The organism is Acetobacter sp. DsW_54 (assembly GCF_002153575.1).
Classification (GTDB): domain Bacteria; phylum Pseudomonadota; class Alphaproteobacteria; order Acetobacterales; family Acetobacteraceae; genus Acetobacter; species Acetobacter fabarum.
In genome coordinates, this window is record NZ_JOPD01000019.1 from 1 (window position 1) to 15,060 (window position 15,060).

General features: G+C 59.8%; 16 protein-coding genes and 1 pseudogene. 3 read left to right on the forward strand and 14 right to left on the reverse strand.

The window, feature by feature from the left end; all coding sequences use genetic code 11:
* Positions 1–79: 79 nt before the first annotated feature.
* The 8 genes and pseudogenes from HK20_RS08975 to HK20_RS13225 all read right to left on the reverse strand — a co-directional run bounded on the left by HK20_RS08975 (position 80) and on the right by HK20_RS13225 (position 4,894).
* Positions 80–709, reverse strand: coding sequence for a S26 family signal peptidase (locus tag HK20_RS08975; protein ID WP_086646737.1), 630 nt, complete (start codon positions 707–709; stop codon positions 80–82).
* A 70-nt stretch (positions 710–779) separates the two neighbouring features.
* Positions 780–1,535: a hypothetical protein gene (locus HK20_RS13215; protein WP_233129151.1), complete on the reverse strand. Its 756-nt coding sequence runs from the start codon at positions 1,533–1,535 to the stop codon at positions 780–782.
* A gap of 139 nt (positions 1,536–1,674) precedes the next feature.
* A pseudogene (locus tag HK20_RS13220) lies at positions 1,675–2,160 on the reverse strand (DNA cytosine methyltransferase); the annotation flags it as partial.
* Complete coding sequence (locus tag HK20_RS08985; RefSeq protein WP_086646739.1) at positions 2,157–2,645, reverse strand: DUF2840 domain-containing protein; 489 nt, start codon at positions 2,643–2,645, stop codon at positions 2,157–2,159. The pseudogene HK20_RS13220 and the gene HK20_RS08985, both read right to left, overlap by 4 nt.
* Positions 2,642–3,718: a replication initiator protein A gene (locus HK20_RS08990; protein WP_086646740.1), complete on the reverse strand. Its 1,077-nt coding sequence runs from the start codon at positions 3,716–3,718 to the stop codon at positions 2,642–2,644. The genes HK20_RS08985 and HK20_RS08990 overlap by 4 nt, the downstream gene beginning before the upstream one ends.
* Positions 3,715–4,011, reverse strand: a complete 297-nt coding sequence (locus HK20_RS08995) for an AlpA family transcriptional regulator (RefSeq protein WP_012553482.1) — start codon at positions 4,009–4,011, stop codon at positions 3,715–3,717. Before HK20_RS08995 ends, HK20_RS08990 begins: the two co-directional genes overlap by 4 nt.
* 96 nt (positions 4,012–4,107) lie before the next feature.
* On the reverse strand, positions 4,108–4,545 hold the full coding sequence (locus tag HK20_RS09000) for a DNA -binding domain-containing protein (protein WP_233129150.1): 438 nt from the start codon (positions 4,543–4,545) through the stop codon (positions 4,108–4,110).
* 142 nt (positions 4,546–4,687) lie between these two features.
* Positions 4,688–4,894 (reverse strand): transcriptional regulator domain-containing protein, encoded by a 207-nt coding sequence (locus tag HK20_RS13225; protein ID WP_086646751.1) that lies wholly within the window; start codon positions 4,892–4,894, stop codon positions 4,688–4,690.
* A gap of 271 nt (positions 4,895–5,165) precedes the next feature.
* On the opposite strand from HK20_RS13225, the gene HK20_RS09010 reads away from it, so the two are divergent.
* Positions 5,166–5,417, forward strand: coding sequence for a helix-turn-helix domain-containing protein (locus tag HK20_RS09010; protein ID WP_086646742.1), 252 nt, complete (start codon positions 5,166–5,168; stop codon positions 5,415–5,417).
* Between the two features lie 53 nt (positions 5,418–5,470).
* Here the strand turns inward: HK20_RS09010 and HK20_RS09015 are convergent, their stop codons facing one another.
* From HK20_RS09015 to HK20_RS09040, 6 genes are all read right to left on the reverse strand, one after another.
* On the reverse strand, positions 5,471–5,788 hold the full coding sequence (locus HK20_RS09015) for a DUF736 domain-containing protein (RefSeq protein ID WP_086646743.1): 318 nt from the start codon (positions 5,786–5,788) through the stop codon (positions 5,471–5,473).
* Between the two features lie 647 nt (positions 5,789–6,435).
* Positions 6,436–6,852: a hypothetical protein gene (locus HK20_RS09020; protein ID WP_086646744.1), complete on the reverse strand. Its 417-nt coding sequence runs from the start codon at positions 6,850–6,852 to the stop codon at positions 6,436–6,438.
* 338 nt (positions 6,853–7,190) lie between these two features.
* Positions 7,191–7,871, reverse strand: a complete 681-nt coding sequence (locus HK20_RS09025) for a DNA methyltransferase (RefSeq protein ID WP_086646745.1) — start codon at positions 7,869–7,871, stop codon at positions 7,191–7,193.
* A 256-nt stretch (positions 7,872–8,127) separates the two neighbouring features.
* Positions 8,128–9,057 carry a DUF4435 domain-containing protein gene (locus tag HK20_RS09030; protein ID WP_158093048.1) on the reverse strand — a complete coding sequence of 310 codons (930 nt, stop codon included), beginning with the start codon at positions 9,055–9,057 and terminating at the stop codon, positions 8,128–8,130.
* Positions 9,050–10,582 carry an AAA family ATPase gene (locus HK20_RS09035; RefSeq protein WP_086646747.1) on the reverse strand — a complete coding sequence of 511 codons (1,533 nt, stop codon included), beginning with the start codon at positions 10,580–10,582 and terminating at the stop codon, positions 9,050–9,052. Before HK20_RS09035 ends, HK20_RS09030 begins: the two co-directional genes overlap by 8 nt.
* Positions 10,583–10,732: 150 nt before the next feature.
* On the reverse strand, positions 10,733–12,922 hold the full coding sequence (locus HK20_RS09040; protein WP_086646748.1) for an ATP-dependent RecD-like DNA helicase: 2,190 nt from the start codon (positions 12,920–12,922) through the stop codon (positions 10,733–10,735).
* A 241-nt stretch (positions 12,923–13,163) separates the two neighbouring features.
* Between HK20_RS09040 and HK20_RS09045 the strand changes: the two genes are divergently transcribed.
* Together HK20_RS09045 and HK20_RS09050 are read left to right on the forward strand one after the other, a co-directional pair.
* Positions 13,164–13,352 (forward strand): hypothetical protein, encoded by a 189-nt coding sequence (locus tag HK20_RS09045; RefSeq protein ID WP_086646749.1) that lies wholly within the window; start codon positions 13,164–13,166, stop codon positions 13,350–13,352.
* A 13-nt stretch (positions 13,353–13,365) separates the two neighbouring features.
* Positions 13,366–15,048: a recombinase family protein gene (locus HK20_RS09050; protein ID WP_086646750.1), complete on the forward strand. Its 1,683-nt coding sequence runs from the start codon at positions 13,366–13,368 to the stop codon at positions 15,046–15,048.
* Positions 15,049–15,060: the final 12 nt, after the last annotated feature.

The window sequence follows — 15,060 nt, forward strand, 5'->3', positions numbered from 1 at the left end:
GAAAAATCCGATCTGGCTCATGAGAAAAATCCTTTCGGAAATGATAGGGGTGATGGAAAATCCGTGTGCCTTACGACCGTCATTCGATCGGCGGTTCGCTCTGTTTCACGGGCACTATGGGCGGTCCCAGAAGCAGTCCCTTCCTCACGGAATCATCCGGTTCCGGAAGGGGATCGAAATGCGGCGGAGGCAATTCGGCCTCGCCTGTGCGCACATGCACCGGCACGGCACACCCGATGACGGTATCCATCGACAGGACACCGAAATACCGCCCGTCCAGGCTGGTCGGCACGGCGGCGTTCATGACGAAGATCTGCCCCGGTCCGAGATGCTGGCAGCCCTGCCAGACCGGCAGCTTGCGGCCCCGATGATCGACGGTCTTCGCGTCACCGGCAGGTTTGCCGTCGATGGTGACATGCACGCCGATGCGACAGACACTCTGCCCCGCCAGTGCTGCCACAGGCTTGAGCAGCGGCACACCGAACGGCAGGTAGCCGCGCGTCGCCAGCAGCGTCGCCTCGCGCTCGGGCAGGCGGAGCGCGACAATGTCGCCGACGCGGACCGGGACGGTGGGCTGGATGCGATACAGCCCGACCGGCACGCTGGCCGTTTCGTTCCAGACCCAGCGCGGCGCGGTATGAAACGCCAGCGAGGCGCCTACACCGAGCACGGCGAAATACGTGGCGAAGAACCAGCCGCGCCGGGTCATGATACATCTCCTGACAACGCACGCGCGAAGACCGCGTCGAGCGCGCGTTCGACGCGCAGGATGGCGTGGCCTATGGCTTCGGGGATATCCGGGACGACCGCGTCGCCGAACGCCTCGACGGCGAAGCTGGCGGCAGACGCCCGGCGTCCATCGCCGAGCGCAACGCGCGTGCGAGCCAGCCAGGCGGAAAGCCCATCATCCAGCCGTAGATGAGCGGCAGGGCCGCTGTTCCAGCCAGCCCATGGCTCCGTAACAGCGTCGCCAGCGTCCGTGCTCCCGCCCAGCGATCCGGGGGCGCCCTGCCCGTCATCGCTCCATCCATCACCGCGTCCATCGTCGGGGATTTGCGGCGGTCGTAAGCATCGCTCCAACCGTCCATCCGGCTGTCCCGCTTCGTGGGCGTCGGCAGTGTTTCCAGTGCTGCGTGCCGCAGCAGGTTCGGCGTGTCGATCTGGGCCTTGGATCCGTTCGCCCGACGGCCCGTCTCGATCTCCCGCGCGGTGAGCCGGCGGCCCCCGTTCGGCGCCAGCGGTGTGGGCAGCATCCCGCAGGGAGGCTGGTGCTCCTCGAAATACAGCGCTTCCCCGATCGTCGGCGTACGGCTGAAATCGTCCTGCTCCGATGTCATCCGCCCCTTGCACCGACGCAACATGCTGCCCCCTGGCGCAGGGTTGGCAGTCGGGGTTCCCTGCATCCCCGCATGACGGTTCTCCTGCCCCGTCATCTGCGCCAGCACGTCGCCCCGACCACCCTTCGCGGCATCCGACGCCCGTGGCGTCGCCATACGATCCGTGCGGAACACATCGTAAAGGCCCGACGCCTTCATCGCCGCCCGCGCGCCCCCTCCGCCTTCCATCCGCATCCCGCCCTGTTGCGACTGCGAGACCGGTGTCGGCAAGCTGCCGGGGGTCGAAACCGATGAGCCAGGACCGTTTGCGGACATGGCAGGCGCCGATATCTCCAGCACCCACCACGCACGGTTCGCAGGCGTAGCCGAGCGCCTCCAGCGCATCGAGCAGCCGGTCCACGCCGCGAGTTCTGAGGTTAGCGCTGTTCTCAAAAGCGAACCAGCGAGGGCGGCATTCTCCGACCAGGCGGATGGCTTCGCGGTAGAGGCCCGACCGCGCGCCGTCGATCCCTTTGCCCCTGGTGTTGGCGCTGCTGATGTCCTGGCACGGCGGGCTGCCCGTGACGAGATCGGGCAGGAAACCGAGGTCGGAAACAAGTCGCCCTGCGGTGAGGGTCCGGACGTCGTCGTAGAGGCGGACATGGGGATTGTTCTCCGCGTAGAGCACGCGCCGCCATGGAACGATCTCGCAGGCGGCGACGGTGACGAAGCCCGCCCGGTGCAGGCCCAGCGTCCAGCCGCCAGCCGCACCCGCGAACAGGTCCAGCACGCGGAAGGGGGTGCGGGGTGAGATATCACCCATGGGGGAATGACCATACGTCATGCCACTGCCCTCCGGCGCAGCCAGGCAACATGGCGTTCGCGCGTGTAGGGACGCGGTTCCTGCGCTGCCGTGAGGCGATGATGCAGATGGCGCCAGTGATCGGGACAGGCAGTAGCGGGATCGATCCCCAGTGCCTCTACACCGTCGATGGCCTCCAGCACCCGACGCACCTTTGGCCAGCCGCTCTGGCGCAGCAGGCTCTCGCCGCCGGGGCGCACAAAGGGCACCGTCTGGCAGGTTTCCTGAGTCCCCACGGCGCGCACGATGTCGATGCAGGACACCACGGTGCCGAAATCGTTCGCGGCCCAGCGGATGAACGCGAAAACGCTGTCCGGCGTGAAGCTCATCAGCCTGCGCCTGCGATCTAGAATGCGATCCTCGACAGGGTGCCCGAACCGGACCCAGTGTTCGATGCGCTTCTCGATCCAGGTCAGTTCAACCGTGGTGAGCGCAGCGTCGTCCGGCCGGAAAGACGGGGCGGTCATGGCGCACCTGCCCCGCGATCCGCGACCGCTTCCCGAGCTTCTTTTTTGGCCTGTCTGGACAAGTCAGAATTGTCGCGAAAAATACCCCTCTTACTACTACATATAGTATTGTACTTATAAGTTAAGAAGTTACGCCTCTCGCTTTTCCTTCCGGAACAATGGTTTACATAGTGGTTTTTTGAACGACCCAACGATACAACCGTATCTGTTCCAACGTGTTTTTCCACCGTTGTGGCAACGAGTGGTTCCACTGGCTTCTCCACAGGCCCTGTGGACGGCGTCGTTGCTTCGATCCGCAAATAATCGGTGCCATGTCGCAGACAGGTGGAGAGACGATATCCCGGAAGCGATTGCGCCCGAACGATCTTTCCCAGTGCGAGCGCGAAATCATATCGTTGCATCAGAGTGCCGGAACGGCCATGCAATTCGGTGAAATCGAACAGCCATCGTCCCTTCTGCCGTCCGACACGTCGCCGGGCGAAGCGGTAGAGCCAGCGTCCGATCCCGCTCCCCATGTGGAAATAGGCCGGATGCACGGTCAACACGCGTGTGGGCTCAGTGACAGCGGCGAGGAACCAGTCCGACAGGGTCAGAGCGACGCCATCGTCGCGGGAGATACGGACATCACTGACCCAGGCGAACGGCCGTTCCCGCCAGTCCGGGCCATTGCGGATATTCGTCATCACCGTCGTGGCCGCGAGACGTGTCAGTGCGCCACGCAGACGGCGGTACTGATGCGCGCCGGCATCCCAGCCGAGGTCCTGGAACAGACGCCAAGGCGTGAAACGGACATGGCGGGAAATCCATTGCCCCTCGTTCAGCGCGCCCCTGAGCTGTCCGGCAAGCCAGAGCAGCACGTCGGCATCCATGAGTGTCGCCAGCCCGGCGTCGCCGGAGGACATGACGTGAACCTCGCTGTAGCCCGACCGATGACGGATCGGCTCATGACGTGGCATTTTCCCGAGTGCGAAGAGCGGACGATCCATCAGGTCGCGGATGTCACGCGGACTGGCAGGCCCGGAGACCACAAAGCGGCGATCTGGCTGACGCCAGTTATCGGCAGACGGCATCATCGTCCGGCGCTCCGCTGCGCCTTGCGGGCCTTCGCCTGCAGGCGGATGATATAGGCGCGGGGATCGGACGGCATGGGAATGCCGCCTCCATCACCCGTGGACAGCCGGACGTTCAGATCGGCCCAGGCGCACAGGTCTTCGACGGCGTAGACGATCCGGCCGCCAAGCTGGCGGTAGAGCGGACCGGTGCCGCAGCTCCGGTGTTTTTCGAGCGTGCGGATGGACAGGCCAACGAAATTGGCCGCATCCGGGGTGCGCAGATAGCGCGGTGGCAGTGTCGGCTGAACACGCATGGGGTCTTGCTCCCGGTGGATCGGGCCGCTGGCGGGGTGTCGCGGCTCATGGGAGGACGCTGCCGGAGAATGAGCTGTGGGGAGGGATGACAAAGTTCAGGCCGCCAAAATGTCACCCCCCTGCTTCAGCCCCTGAAGGAGAGCGATATGGCCGCCGTTCAGATAGAACCCGGCACCGTCGAGATCGCGGTAGAAAGCCCGGTGCCATGCGCTGGCACGCCATTCATTGCGGGACAAGCACAGGATATGCTCACCGTAGATGCCGGCCGCGATCCGTCGGACCGCCACGCCCATGCGTCGGCCTTCGGCGATGCAGAGCATGCGGATCTGGCGCAGTTTCTGCTGGGGGCTCAGGCGCAGCGTAGAGGGAAGAGGACCGGGCGTCTGACCGGCAAGCAGGCGGCCGCAGCGCGCAACGCTGGCCAGACGGGTCGTGAGATGTCCGTCGTCGATGATGAACCAGGTTCCTGGCGCGTCGGGCTGCCGATCGACGACAATGAAAAGGCGCAGCGGGCCTGCTGCGCTATCCAGCACGAGATGGATGCCATCCGGAGCATCATGTCGTGCCCGCGCGTATGGCGCGAGACGGGACAGAATGTCACCCCCATCACCACGCACGGCGACCTCGGGCGCGATGTCAGGATCCCAGAAAGCGGGAGCAAGCCAGGCGGGGAGATTAGGGTCGACAGGGAAAACGCAACCCCCAGCGACGGGCGAAGGTGCGCCATATTTCGGCGTCCACCTTGCCCGTCGTCATGGTTGCGGCATGATCGCGCCGATAGGCCGGATTGTGTCGCAGCCATTCCTGGGCGAGACCGGCAGGGTCGAGCCCGGCGAGAGCGCGACGAAGGGGCGTGGCATCCCACGGCCGGATTGTCGGCACGCCCCCCTCCCCCGATATGTCATAGATTCGACCCAGTATCCGGTGCAAAACCGAAACGGGTAGTCCCAAAGACTCAGGAGGGTGATCCCGACAATCTCCGACCAGATAGGGATTATTTGGAAGAGGGACGAAGATTCAGGCCACGCGGGCGGGAAATGTCGGTTTTTCCGGCATTACGTGATGCGCTCGGCACATCACTCCGGCGGGAGAGAAACCGTCCGTGTATTATAATACGTAGCGCGATAATACACAAATCGTTCCTATCCTGCGGATGGACATCCGAGGACTTTTCGGCGCGAACGTGAGGCGCCTACGACGCGCCACCGGTCTCAGCCAGGAGGCTTTGGCGGAACGGATGGGCGTGGACCGCGCCTATATCAGCTGGATCGAGACCGGACGCCAGAATGTGACACTTCTCTCGCTATGGCATGCGTCACAGGCACTGGGCGTGCGGCCCGCCGCGCTGCTGGACGAAAGCCACGCTGTCGTTACAGAAGCAGCACCGGCCGACGGAAAGCCATAACCGGCCTGGCGAGGAAGAAAGCCCCTCCGGCGAACCGGAGGGGCCTGGGGTGGTCAGTCCCCGTTGCGCGGGCGCTGGCGGCTCCAGACCAGGTTGTAGGCGCCACCTTCCTCTTCGAAGAGGCTGGCGAAGATCGGACCGGGAAGGGTCGGATCGTCCAGCTTCACGCTGAGATATTCGCGCCAGTCGGTGGTGTGCTTGATCCAGGCGGCCCCGGCTTCGAGTTTGCCGATCTGGACCCGGAAGTTGGGAACATTGTCGCTGGCCCGGCTGGCTTCGGGCACGAAGCGGATACCCCGGATTTTCTGCGTCAGGGTGACGATTTCGCCTTCGTAACCCTCGCCGACTTTTTTGAATGAACCGATGAGCATTGTCCTGTCTCCTGGTTGTATCGGGCCGCGACCATCGTGGCCTCGATGGCCATCGTCAGCCCGGAGACGACCGGCGGCGCACCCCGCAGGGGCCGGAGCAACGCGGAGGACGGCGGCACGGAATTTTTTTGGGTCGCGAGGAATGGGCGAAGCCCAGGGGAAAAAAGTTGCGGGCCGCCGTTGCGCCATAGCCGGGCGAGGCGAAGCCGGTCTTCGGGCAGATCGGCCATTGTCTGAGGTCATGGTGTGCGGCGCCGTCAGCCCTATGGAGAGACAGGTCTGTCCGTCGTGTTCCATGACTGGGACGCAGGGTGCGAGGGAGATATCCGTTTCCCGACAACATGCAGATCAAACTGTATCCGTCGCCGGGATACTCCGCTGGCCGGTACCATGTTCCCAGCGCTTCCAGATTGACAGGCGGGACGTTGATACCAAGCCGCCAGTCATGCCAGTAGAATGGCATGCGTTTTCTGCACTGAAGCTGGACGACGTTTCACTCCGGTCGGAGTCTGTCCGGGCGTCTTTCCCAAGAGGAAAGGTACTGCCCTATCCTGTCTCCTGATCCGCCCATGCACGCGCAACGGGGACTGACGGCCCCACGCTGACCTTCTGGACCTGACCGAGACTGGCATCCTGCCACCGGGAACTTACGCGGGCTGGATGGCACAAAGCCGCATCCACGCGGCCCCACCCACGCATAATGCCCCCAACATCGCGAAAAGGTAGGCCGGGATGGTGCCCATATCGCCCACACCGCTGAAACCCAGCGTCATGCCGAACCCCGCCAGCGCGGCTGGCAGGGCAAGCAGCGCTGACACCGCGCCCCGCAGGGCGGGATCGCGCGAGGAGGCGAGGATCGCCTGGCCGCATGCCAGCACCATGATCCCGGCGGCGATGCCCGCGAGCGTGGCGTGCGCGCTGGATAGCACGCCATGGTCGTAGAGCTTCGTGCAGACCATCGCCGCCACGAACAGAGGGGCGGCATAGACCGCGCAGAGAAACAGCAGCCAGCACAGGAAACCGATACCGGCGAAGCCGAGGACAATACCGAGACCGAGCAGCATGGATCGCGTCCTTTCCAGCAGAGGAAACACCACACACATGCCGCGACGATTCAGGAATATCTACGAAATAGAAGTGAGTTTTCTGGATCTGCTTTCACGATCAGGACAGCGCGCGGAGCGCGCCGGACTATGACCGAGGCGCCGCCTGTCGGCGCCTTCCGCTCGCGCCGTGGACGCGGCGCGTTGTCCTCGCAGCGTTGGAGCTACCGCGCCAGGAACGTCCCCTTTCCGGCCATACTCTCCGCGAGCCGGCTCCGCCGGCGAGCGCCGCACGCGCCGGCCCGTCGGGGCCGGTGCGATTTTCCGTCCGTCCGGTGAGGCGAAGAAAGGGGGCGGCTTTAAGCCGCCGCCCTCGCCGCCCCGTGCCAGGCCAGCCGGCGGGTTGCCGTGGCTGCGTGGTCCGGGTCCAGTTCCATGCCCAGCCAATCACGCCCAAGATGCTGCGCCGCCACCAGAGATGAACCCGAACCGGCGAACGGGTCCAGAACCAGCCCACCCACCGGGCAGAAGGTTTCCACCAGGGGAAGGAGTGCCGCCACCGGCTTTTGCGTCGGGTGCAGCTTGTTTCCCGAATACGGCATGTCGATCACGTCCGGAATGGGCTTTACGGGCGGTGTCACGTTGCCCTTGGCCAGCAGGTAGGCGCTTTCGTGTTCATACCGAAGAAACCGGGATGATGAAGAATAGGACTTGCGAAAGACGATATGCCCGACCATGCGGAACCCCGCCGCTTTCCATGCATCCGCGAACAGGTCGATGCGGTTCCAGCCATAGAACGAAACGGCAAACCCGCCCCATTTCAGGACACGGTGCATCTGGTTGAAGGCTGGCCGGAGCCAGCGCGCATTGTCGTCATTGCGAACCTTGCGCCCATCCCTGCCCCGATAATTTACAAGGTAAGGCGGGTCTGTCAGGATGAAGTCCACCGAATTACGGGGCAGCGCCCGCATCAGTTGCACGCTGTCGCCGTTGAGAATGGTGTTGCGGAAATCGGTCGCCGTGTTGGTGTTGCCGGTCATGATCTTTGCCCTTTGTTCCGCGAGGAACAGCCCCCGCTGTTCCTCTGCCTCGCGGCGAGCAGCGGGGTAGCAACGGCAAGGGCGACCGATGGGGAGGGGTATCGCCAGATCTGCACGGAGCGCAGCGCAGGAAGATCGGGGAAACCCCGTCGGGCGGCGTCAGCGCGCTGACGCGAACCCTTTCCGGCGCGAGGGCGGAGCCATTAGCTGTTCATTTCCATCAATGCTCTCGTAATTAAATAAAAAAAATGATACATCACGCCATCCTATTTACAAATTGTATGAAATTACTAGGGATACACGATTTGGAGGCAAAAGTACTTAGAGTTAATTCTGCACGTCTGACGACACCTTCGGGTTTAACGCTACCGAATAGACCTAGACTCCACGTCGAAAATTCATTCGCCAACTTGTCTAACCATATCATGAAAAATTTAATGGCGAATTTTCCTCTATATCGAGTTTTCGGTTCCAACTTAGAAAAAGATGCACACAAACTCTCTATTTCATTAAATAACGGTTCACGCTCGTAGGGAATCAATTCCTCAACAGATACGTTGATTGCCGTGACTTTTCCGAGTTCGACAGACGAGATCTGACCTAAGCTTTTCGGTAATCGCCTTGTAATTTCCACAGGAATTTTTCTGGCAATATAAATACGCCTATTAATATCCGTCGTAATTTCAAGGAAATTAGAATAATCAGAATTAAATAAACTAATAATCTCCTTTCTAACTCCTGGCAGGGCATGACATGGAAAAATATCTTTTAATAAAATTTCCAAAACATCTTCGTTAACAAGGTAGTTTTCCGCAGAATAAAACTCTGTCATAAAAACATTATCGCAATCGCAGAAACCATCCAAGTCATTATAATCTCTGTCCACTAAAATAACCACGTCATTTTTAAGTCCACTCACATCTTTAGAAAGAGAATTACTTAACATTCTGGCTTCTTTTTTTCCTCCACACGGAAATGGCTCGTAACACAAGTCTGGACGAACTCGTTGAAGCCATTGACCATAAATTATCTTATCATCATCACCCTCTACTGCAAAAATTTTTACATTAGCTAAACTGGAACGGAGCGCTAGCAATCTAGCCTTCAAGACTGCACTACTACCTCTGGCAGCCTTCATTCTTTCAAGAAAGCCTTCTTCCGGATTACAATCAGCAGAACTATTCATCGATGTCGTCCTCTGAATATTCATCAGACGCAACCTCATGAATGCTCTCTTCTATCTTCAGAGCTCCAGCAAATGGTTCAAGATCATTATCAAATACAAATGGTGAGTGAGTGATTGCAATTAATTGGGCGCATGATGGAGCACCAAGCACATCAACTAATATTTCTCGCTGCCAATCAATTGAAAGAGAAAGCTCGGGCTCGTCGATAAGTACAATTTTACGGTTTGGGTACAGAAACATCTTTGCAAATAATGAAACCATCTGTTTTTCACCGGATGAAAGCGCATCAAGCGATATTCTCCTGTTTCCTGGCACACTTTCAACATGGACTCTGAAGTTAGATCGGTTCAGACGTAGTACTTTACCATCAGCGGAGATAGTCTTACTCGTTATAATGTCCGTACTCGGCTCATTGGATGATAAATATTTATTACAATTCATAATAAAGTCATCTACAGGCTGCTCGACGGCTTTTGTTGATCTAATAATGGTGGCCAACTTCGACAGGAAATAACTTAGAAACTTACTCGACGAAGTTGCAAGACCTTCCCTTGTGTAAATTTTTGTTAAATTTGGAATAGATATAGGCGGGTAAGGCCCTTGACGCCGTCCATTCTCCAGTCTTTCAAAAAATACCCGCAATTCCTCTCGCTCTGGCACCTCGGAGTGAGGAGATGCATCGGCTTCAAAAGAGCCGTCGAGTAATTCATTAATTATATCAGCACTAATCTTACGGTAGCCCTCGTTTGACTCTATAATAATCTGCTGATTTAATTCAGATAGACGTTCAGAAATATCGGTTAGTCCAAATTGAATTTCGCCCGTGAATAAACTCCCAGCCGCCACTTCAAATCGAGGACGTTTCCTGCGTCGTTGTGTCTCACGCGGATCTCCTCGCAGCGCCAGTTCAATTCGCCGATAAGTTGGCAAATAGACAATTTCACAACCCTTCAAACATTTTTTCAAAACTGTATATATAGATAATATCCTTGGGTTTCTCTCTAGCAGAATTTGGCGAACTTTTTCTATAGCGACACTAGCTTCACGACGATTATAATCAAAAGCGCTTACTATAGATGAATACACACCTCCATCGTAATTATACCTTTGTCGATAATTTCCGTCTTCCCAGTCTTCTATAATAAAATTAAACAATGCGGATGGTTCAACATTCGCTCTACCAGCCAAAAATCCTATATCTCCGTCGACAGGAATCTGAAGAAAATCTATAACGTCTGCGTGGTATAGTACAAGATCCTCTGTTTCCCCCGTCAAACGACATCTAATTTCCGAGAATTCTAAGTTACGAAGTCTAGACAATTGTAACCGTAGAAACGCGTCTAGGGCGCCGAGCAACGTCGTCTTTCCCGTACCATTCCTTGCAATCAAAATTGTGGCGGCATTTTCTGATGAGAGTGAAATAGAACGGTATCCATGAAGATTTACGATTCCAAAATATTGAATCACCGGTGGATCTGCCGCAATTTCATATATTGTACGATCGTTAGATTCTGTTTTTATCATAATCCCCTCTCCATATATTTATTTTTACACAGCGATTTTTCTCGCTCCAAGCATACTATCGCTGCCTACTTTCAAGCAACTGAGCCCACGTAGCACTTTTACCTTTTAAAAAGTGCTACGGAATGCCTGTATCGATATCGAGAAAGACCCTTATGCATCCCGCAACTCCATCAGCCACTCCCTGAGCTTCGACCACCGCCGCCTCCCGCCCTGATTGCGCACGGCGATGGCCAGCGCCTTCTTCTGCCCCACGAGCACGACGAGCTTCCTCCCCCGTGTCACGCCCGTATAGAGCAGGTTCCGCGCCAACATGGCGTAATGCTGCGTCACCAGCGGGATCACCACGGCCGGATATTCCGATCCCTGGCTCTTGTGGATGGTCGTGGCGTAGGCAAGCACCAGTTCATCCAGCTCGCCGAAGCCGTAAACGACCTCCCCTCCATCGAATGAGACCGTCAGTTCGCCCTCTTCCACATCGATCCTGTCGATAACGCCAAGATCCCCGTTGAAGACGTCCCGGTCATAATCATTGGCGATCTGCATCACCTTGTCGCCGGGACCATAGGTCCAGCCGAACCGCTCGACCTTCACCTCGCCAGGCGGATTCAGCGCCTGCTGCAATTCGATATTCAGCGACCGGGCGCCCAGCCCGCCCCGGTTCATCGGGCACAGCACCTGCACGTCCCGAACCGGGTCCAGCCCGAACCGCGCCGGGATACGGTCTTTCACCACGGCCAGCAGTTTGCGCAGCCCGATCTCCGGCTCGGCGGCCTCGACGAAATAGAAATCCGATCCCTCTTCCGCGTTCAGTTCGGGCATCCTGCCCTCGTTGATCCGGTGCGCATTGGTGATGATCCGGCTCTGTGCCGCCTGGCGGAACACCTCGGTCAGCCGCACTACAGGCACGGCGTTGGAACCGATGATATCGGCCAGCACCTGCCCCGGTCCCACCGACGGCAACTGGTCCACATCGCCGACGATCAGCAGGGCCGCGCTGTCGGGCAACGCGCGCAGCAGAGAACGCATCAGAAGCACATCGACCATGCTCGCCTCATCCACGACCAGGAGATCGCAGGTCAGCGGGTTGGTATCGTCCCGCTTGAAACTGCCATTGGCCGGATCCGTCTCCAGCAGGCGGTGGATGGTCTTGCCCTCCAGTCCCGTGCTTTCCGACAGGCGCTTCGCTGCCCTTCCCGTTGGCGCGCAGAGCTGCACATCCGTACCCTTGGCGGTCACGATTTTCAGGATGGCGTTGACCAGCGTGGTCTTACCCACGCCGGGACCACCGGTGATCACCAGCACCTTGCTGCGCAGGGCAAGGCGCACCGCCTCCTGCTGGCTGGGCGCGAGCGCAAGCCCGGTCTTCGTTTCCACCCAGGTCATGGCCTTTTCAGCGTCGATCTCCGGCCAGGGCGGTCGACCCACGGCGCAGGCGCGCAACCGCTCCGCAATGCTCTGCTCCGCGCGATAGAGAACAGCAAGGAAGATGCAGTCCGTCTCGCCCACGCTGTCGGCAATAACGTCGCCCGCTTCCAGTTCAAGTGCGAGCGCCGTCCCGATCAGAGGGGTGGCGACCTCCAGCAGTTCGGCGGTGCTGGTCAGCAGTTCCCCGACCAGCAGGCCGCAATGCCCTTCGTCCATGGCCTCGCCGAGCGCGTAGGAGATCCCTGCCCTCACCCGGATCATCGCGTCAGGCGCGATGCCCATCTTCCGGGCGATCTGGTCGGCGGTCTTGAACCCGATGCCCCGGATATCCTTCGCCAGCCTATAGGGATTTTCGCTGATCTGTTGGACCGCTTCCTGCCCGTAGGTCTTGAAGATCCGCACCGCCCGCGAGGTGCCGACGCCGTTGCTGTGCAGGAACAGCATGATCTCGCGGATCACCTTCTGGTCCGCCCAGCCACCGATGATCCGTTCGGCCCGCTTGGGGCCGATGCCCGTCACCTCGCGCAGGCGGTGGGGCTCCTGCTCGATCAGGTCGAACACGGCCTCGCCGAACGCTTTCACCAGCTTCTTCGCATAGACGGGACCAATGCCCCGGATCATGCCAGAACCAAGATAGCGTTCGATCCCCTCGACCGTGGTCGGCGGGCTGGCCTTCAGAAACTCCGCCTTGAACTGGAGGCCGTGGGTGTGATCGTTGAACCAGCGGCCCGACATCTGCACGAACTCGCCCGCCGAGATCATGGCGGCATGGCCGACAACAGTGACCAGATCGCGCTGCCCCCGCACCTTCACGCGCAGAACGCAGAAGCCGTTCTCGGCATTGTGGAACGTCACCCGCTCCACGAGGCCGGCCAGCGCTTCCATGGGCGAAGAGTCGGTGGCGCGTCCGCTCATCCGGCCTGCCGGAAGAACGGCACTCCCGTATCGTTCATGACTCGTCCTCCCCTCTCATACCACCGTCATACGCCAGTATTTGTACGACGCGCCTGTATCCGGGACTACCCATAACTACGATTCCGCACGCTGGATTACTCAGGAGCACGCTTTCGCATATTGCGCATTTCCATTGAAATAACAGTCATCTGTCCAGATCGTGTGTCTGTTTTCCTTGCCATGCGGTCGGAAGAGAGCAACGATGACGGACAGACCCAGACAGTCCCTTGCCCCGGCGTATCGGCCGCCTGAGCCTGAGTTGCGGCTCATCCTGCAGCCCGATGCCCCCGACCCGCGCCTGATAGCGCTGGTCCGCCTCATGGCCCGTCGTGCCGCACGGGACTGGTTCCGGTCGCAGCAACAGGAGCAACGTCGCCGCTCCGGACCGTAAGGGATGCCTCACCATGAAGGTCGCGCTCTACGCCCGCTATTCCTCCGATAACCAGCGCGACGCTTCGATCGCCGACCAGCTTCGCGTCTGCCGCACCCACGCGGAGAAACAGGGCTGGACCATCGTCGAGGAGTATACCGATCACGCTATCTCGGGTGCCTCACTGATGCGGCCCGGGATTCAGGCTCTAATCGCCGATGCGCAGCGCGGACGGTTCCAGATCGTGCTGGCCGAGGCGATGGACCGCCTGTCCCGCGACCAGGAGGACATCGCCGGCGTCTTCAAGCGCATGAATTATGCTGGCGTGCAGATCGTCACCCTTTCCGAGGGAGAAGTCTCGCATCTGCATGTCGGCCTCAAGGGCACAATGAACGCCCTCTTCCTGAAAGATCTGGCCGAGAAGACGCATCGCGGCCTGCGGGGACGCGTGGAGTTGGGCAAGTCCGGCGGCGGCAACGCCTACGGCTATGACGTGGTGCGCAAACTCGACGCCAGCGGCGAGCCAATCCGGGGCGACCGGACCATCAACGTGGTGGAGGCCGAGGTGGTCCGTCGCATCTTCCGCGACTTCGCGGCTGGACTGGGACCGCGCGCGATTGCCTTCCGTCTCAACGATGAAGGCATCCCGGCACCGGGCAGCGGCGCGTGGGGCTTCTCGACCATCACCGGCAACCGGGCACGCGGTACCGGCATCCTCAATAACGAGATGTATGTCGGAAAATTGGTGTGGAACCGCCAGCGCTTCATCAAGGATCCCGACACCGGCAAACGTCAGGCCCGACCCAATCCGGACTCCGAATGGGTGATTCAGGAGGTGCCGGAACTGCGGGTCGTCGATCAAGACCTGTGGGACGCGGTCAAGGCGCGGCAGGCCAGCGTCAGCGCCAGTCGGGACACGCGCGATACATCATCGCCCGACCATTTCCGCGAGAAGCGCCGTCCCCGCTACCTGTTCTCCGGCCTGAGCAAATGCGGCTGCTGCGGTGGCGGCTATTCGATGATCTCCGGCACATTGCTCGGCTGCTCGACAGCGCGCAACAAGGGCACCTGCGACAACCGGACCAATATGCGTCGCGACGAGCTGGAGCGGCGCGTGCTCGACGCCCTGCGTCATCATCTCATGGATCCGGCCCTGTTCGCCGAGTTCTGCACGGCCTTCACCAACGAGATGAACCGGCTGCGCATGGAAGCGTCGGCCGACATCGACGCAGCGAAAACAGAACTGAAGCGGGTCGAGCGCGACATCCAGCGCCTGATGGATCTCTATCTTTCCGAGGCGATCTCGATCGCGACGGTCAAGGAACGTGGATCGAAGCTCGAAGCCCGCAAGACGGAGCTGACGGAGTTCCTCGCGACCGCCGAGGCGCCCCCGCCCCTGCTCCATCCGCAGATGGCGGAGTTCTACCACCGGCAGCTCGCGCACCTGCACGACATGCTGCATTCCGAGTTGGACGAGAAACGCCAGGAGGCAGCCGAGGTGATCCGCTCGCTGATCGAGGCGATCATCCTCACGCCATCCGACAAGGGCCTCCAGATCGACGTTCGTGGCGATCTCGCCGGCATTCTGACGATGGCGTCGGGCAGTGGACAAACGAAAACCCCAGCCCGTTTCGGGGCTGGGGTTCGTGATGCGTTGGCATTGCAAGTTCAGATGGTTGCGGGGGCAGGATTTGAACCTGCGGCCTTCAGGTTATGAGCCTGACGAGCT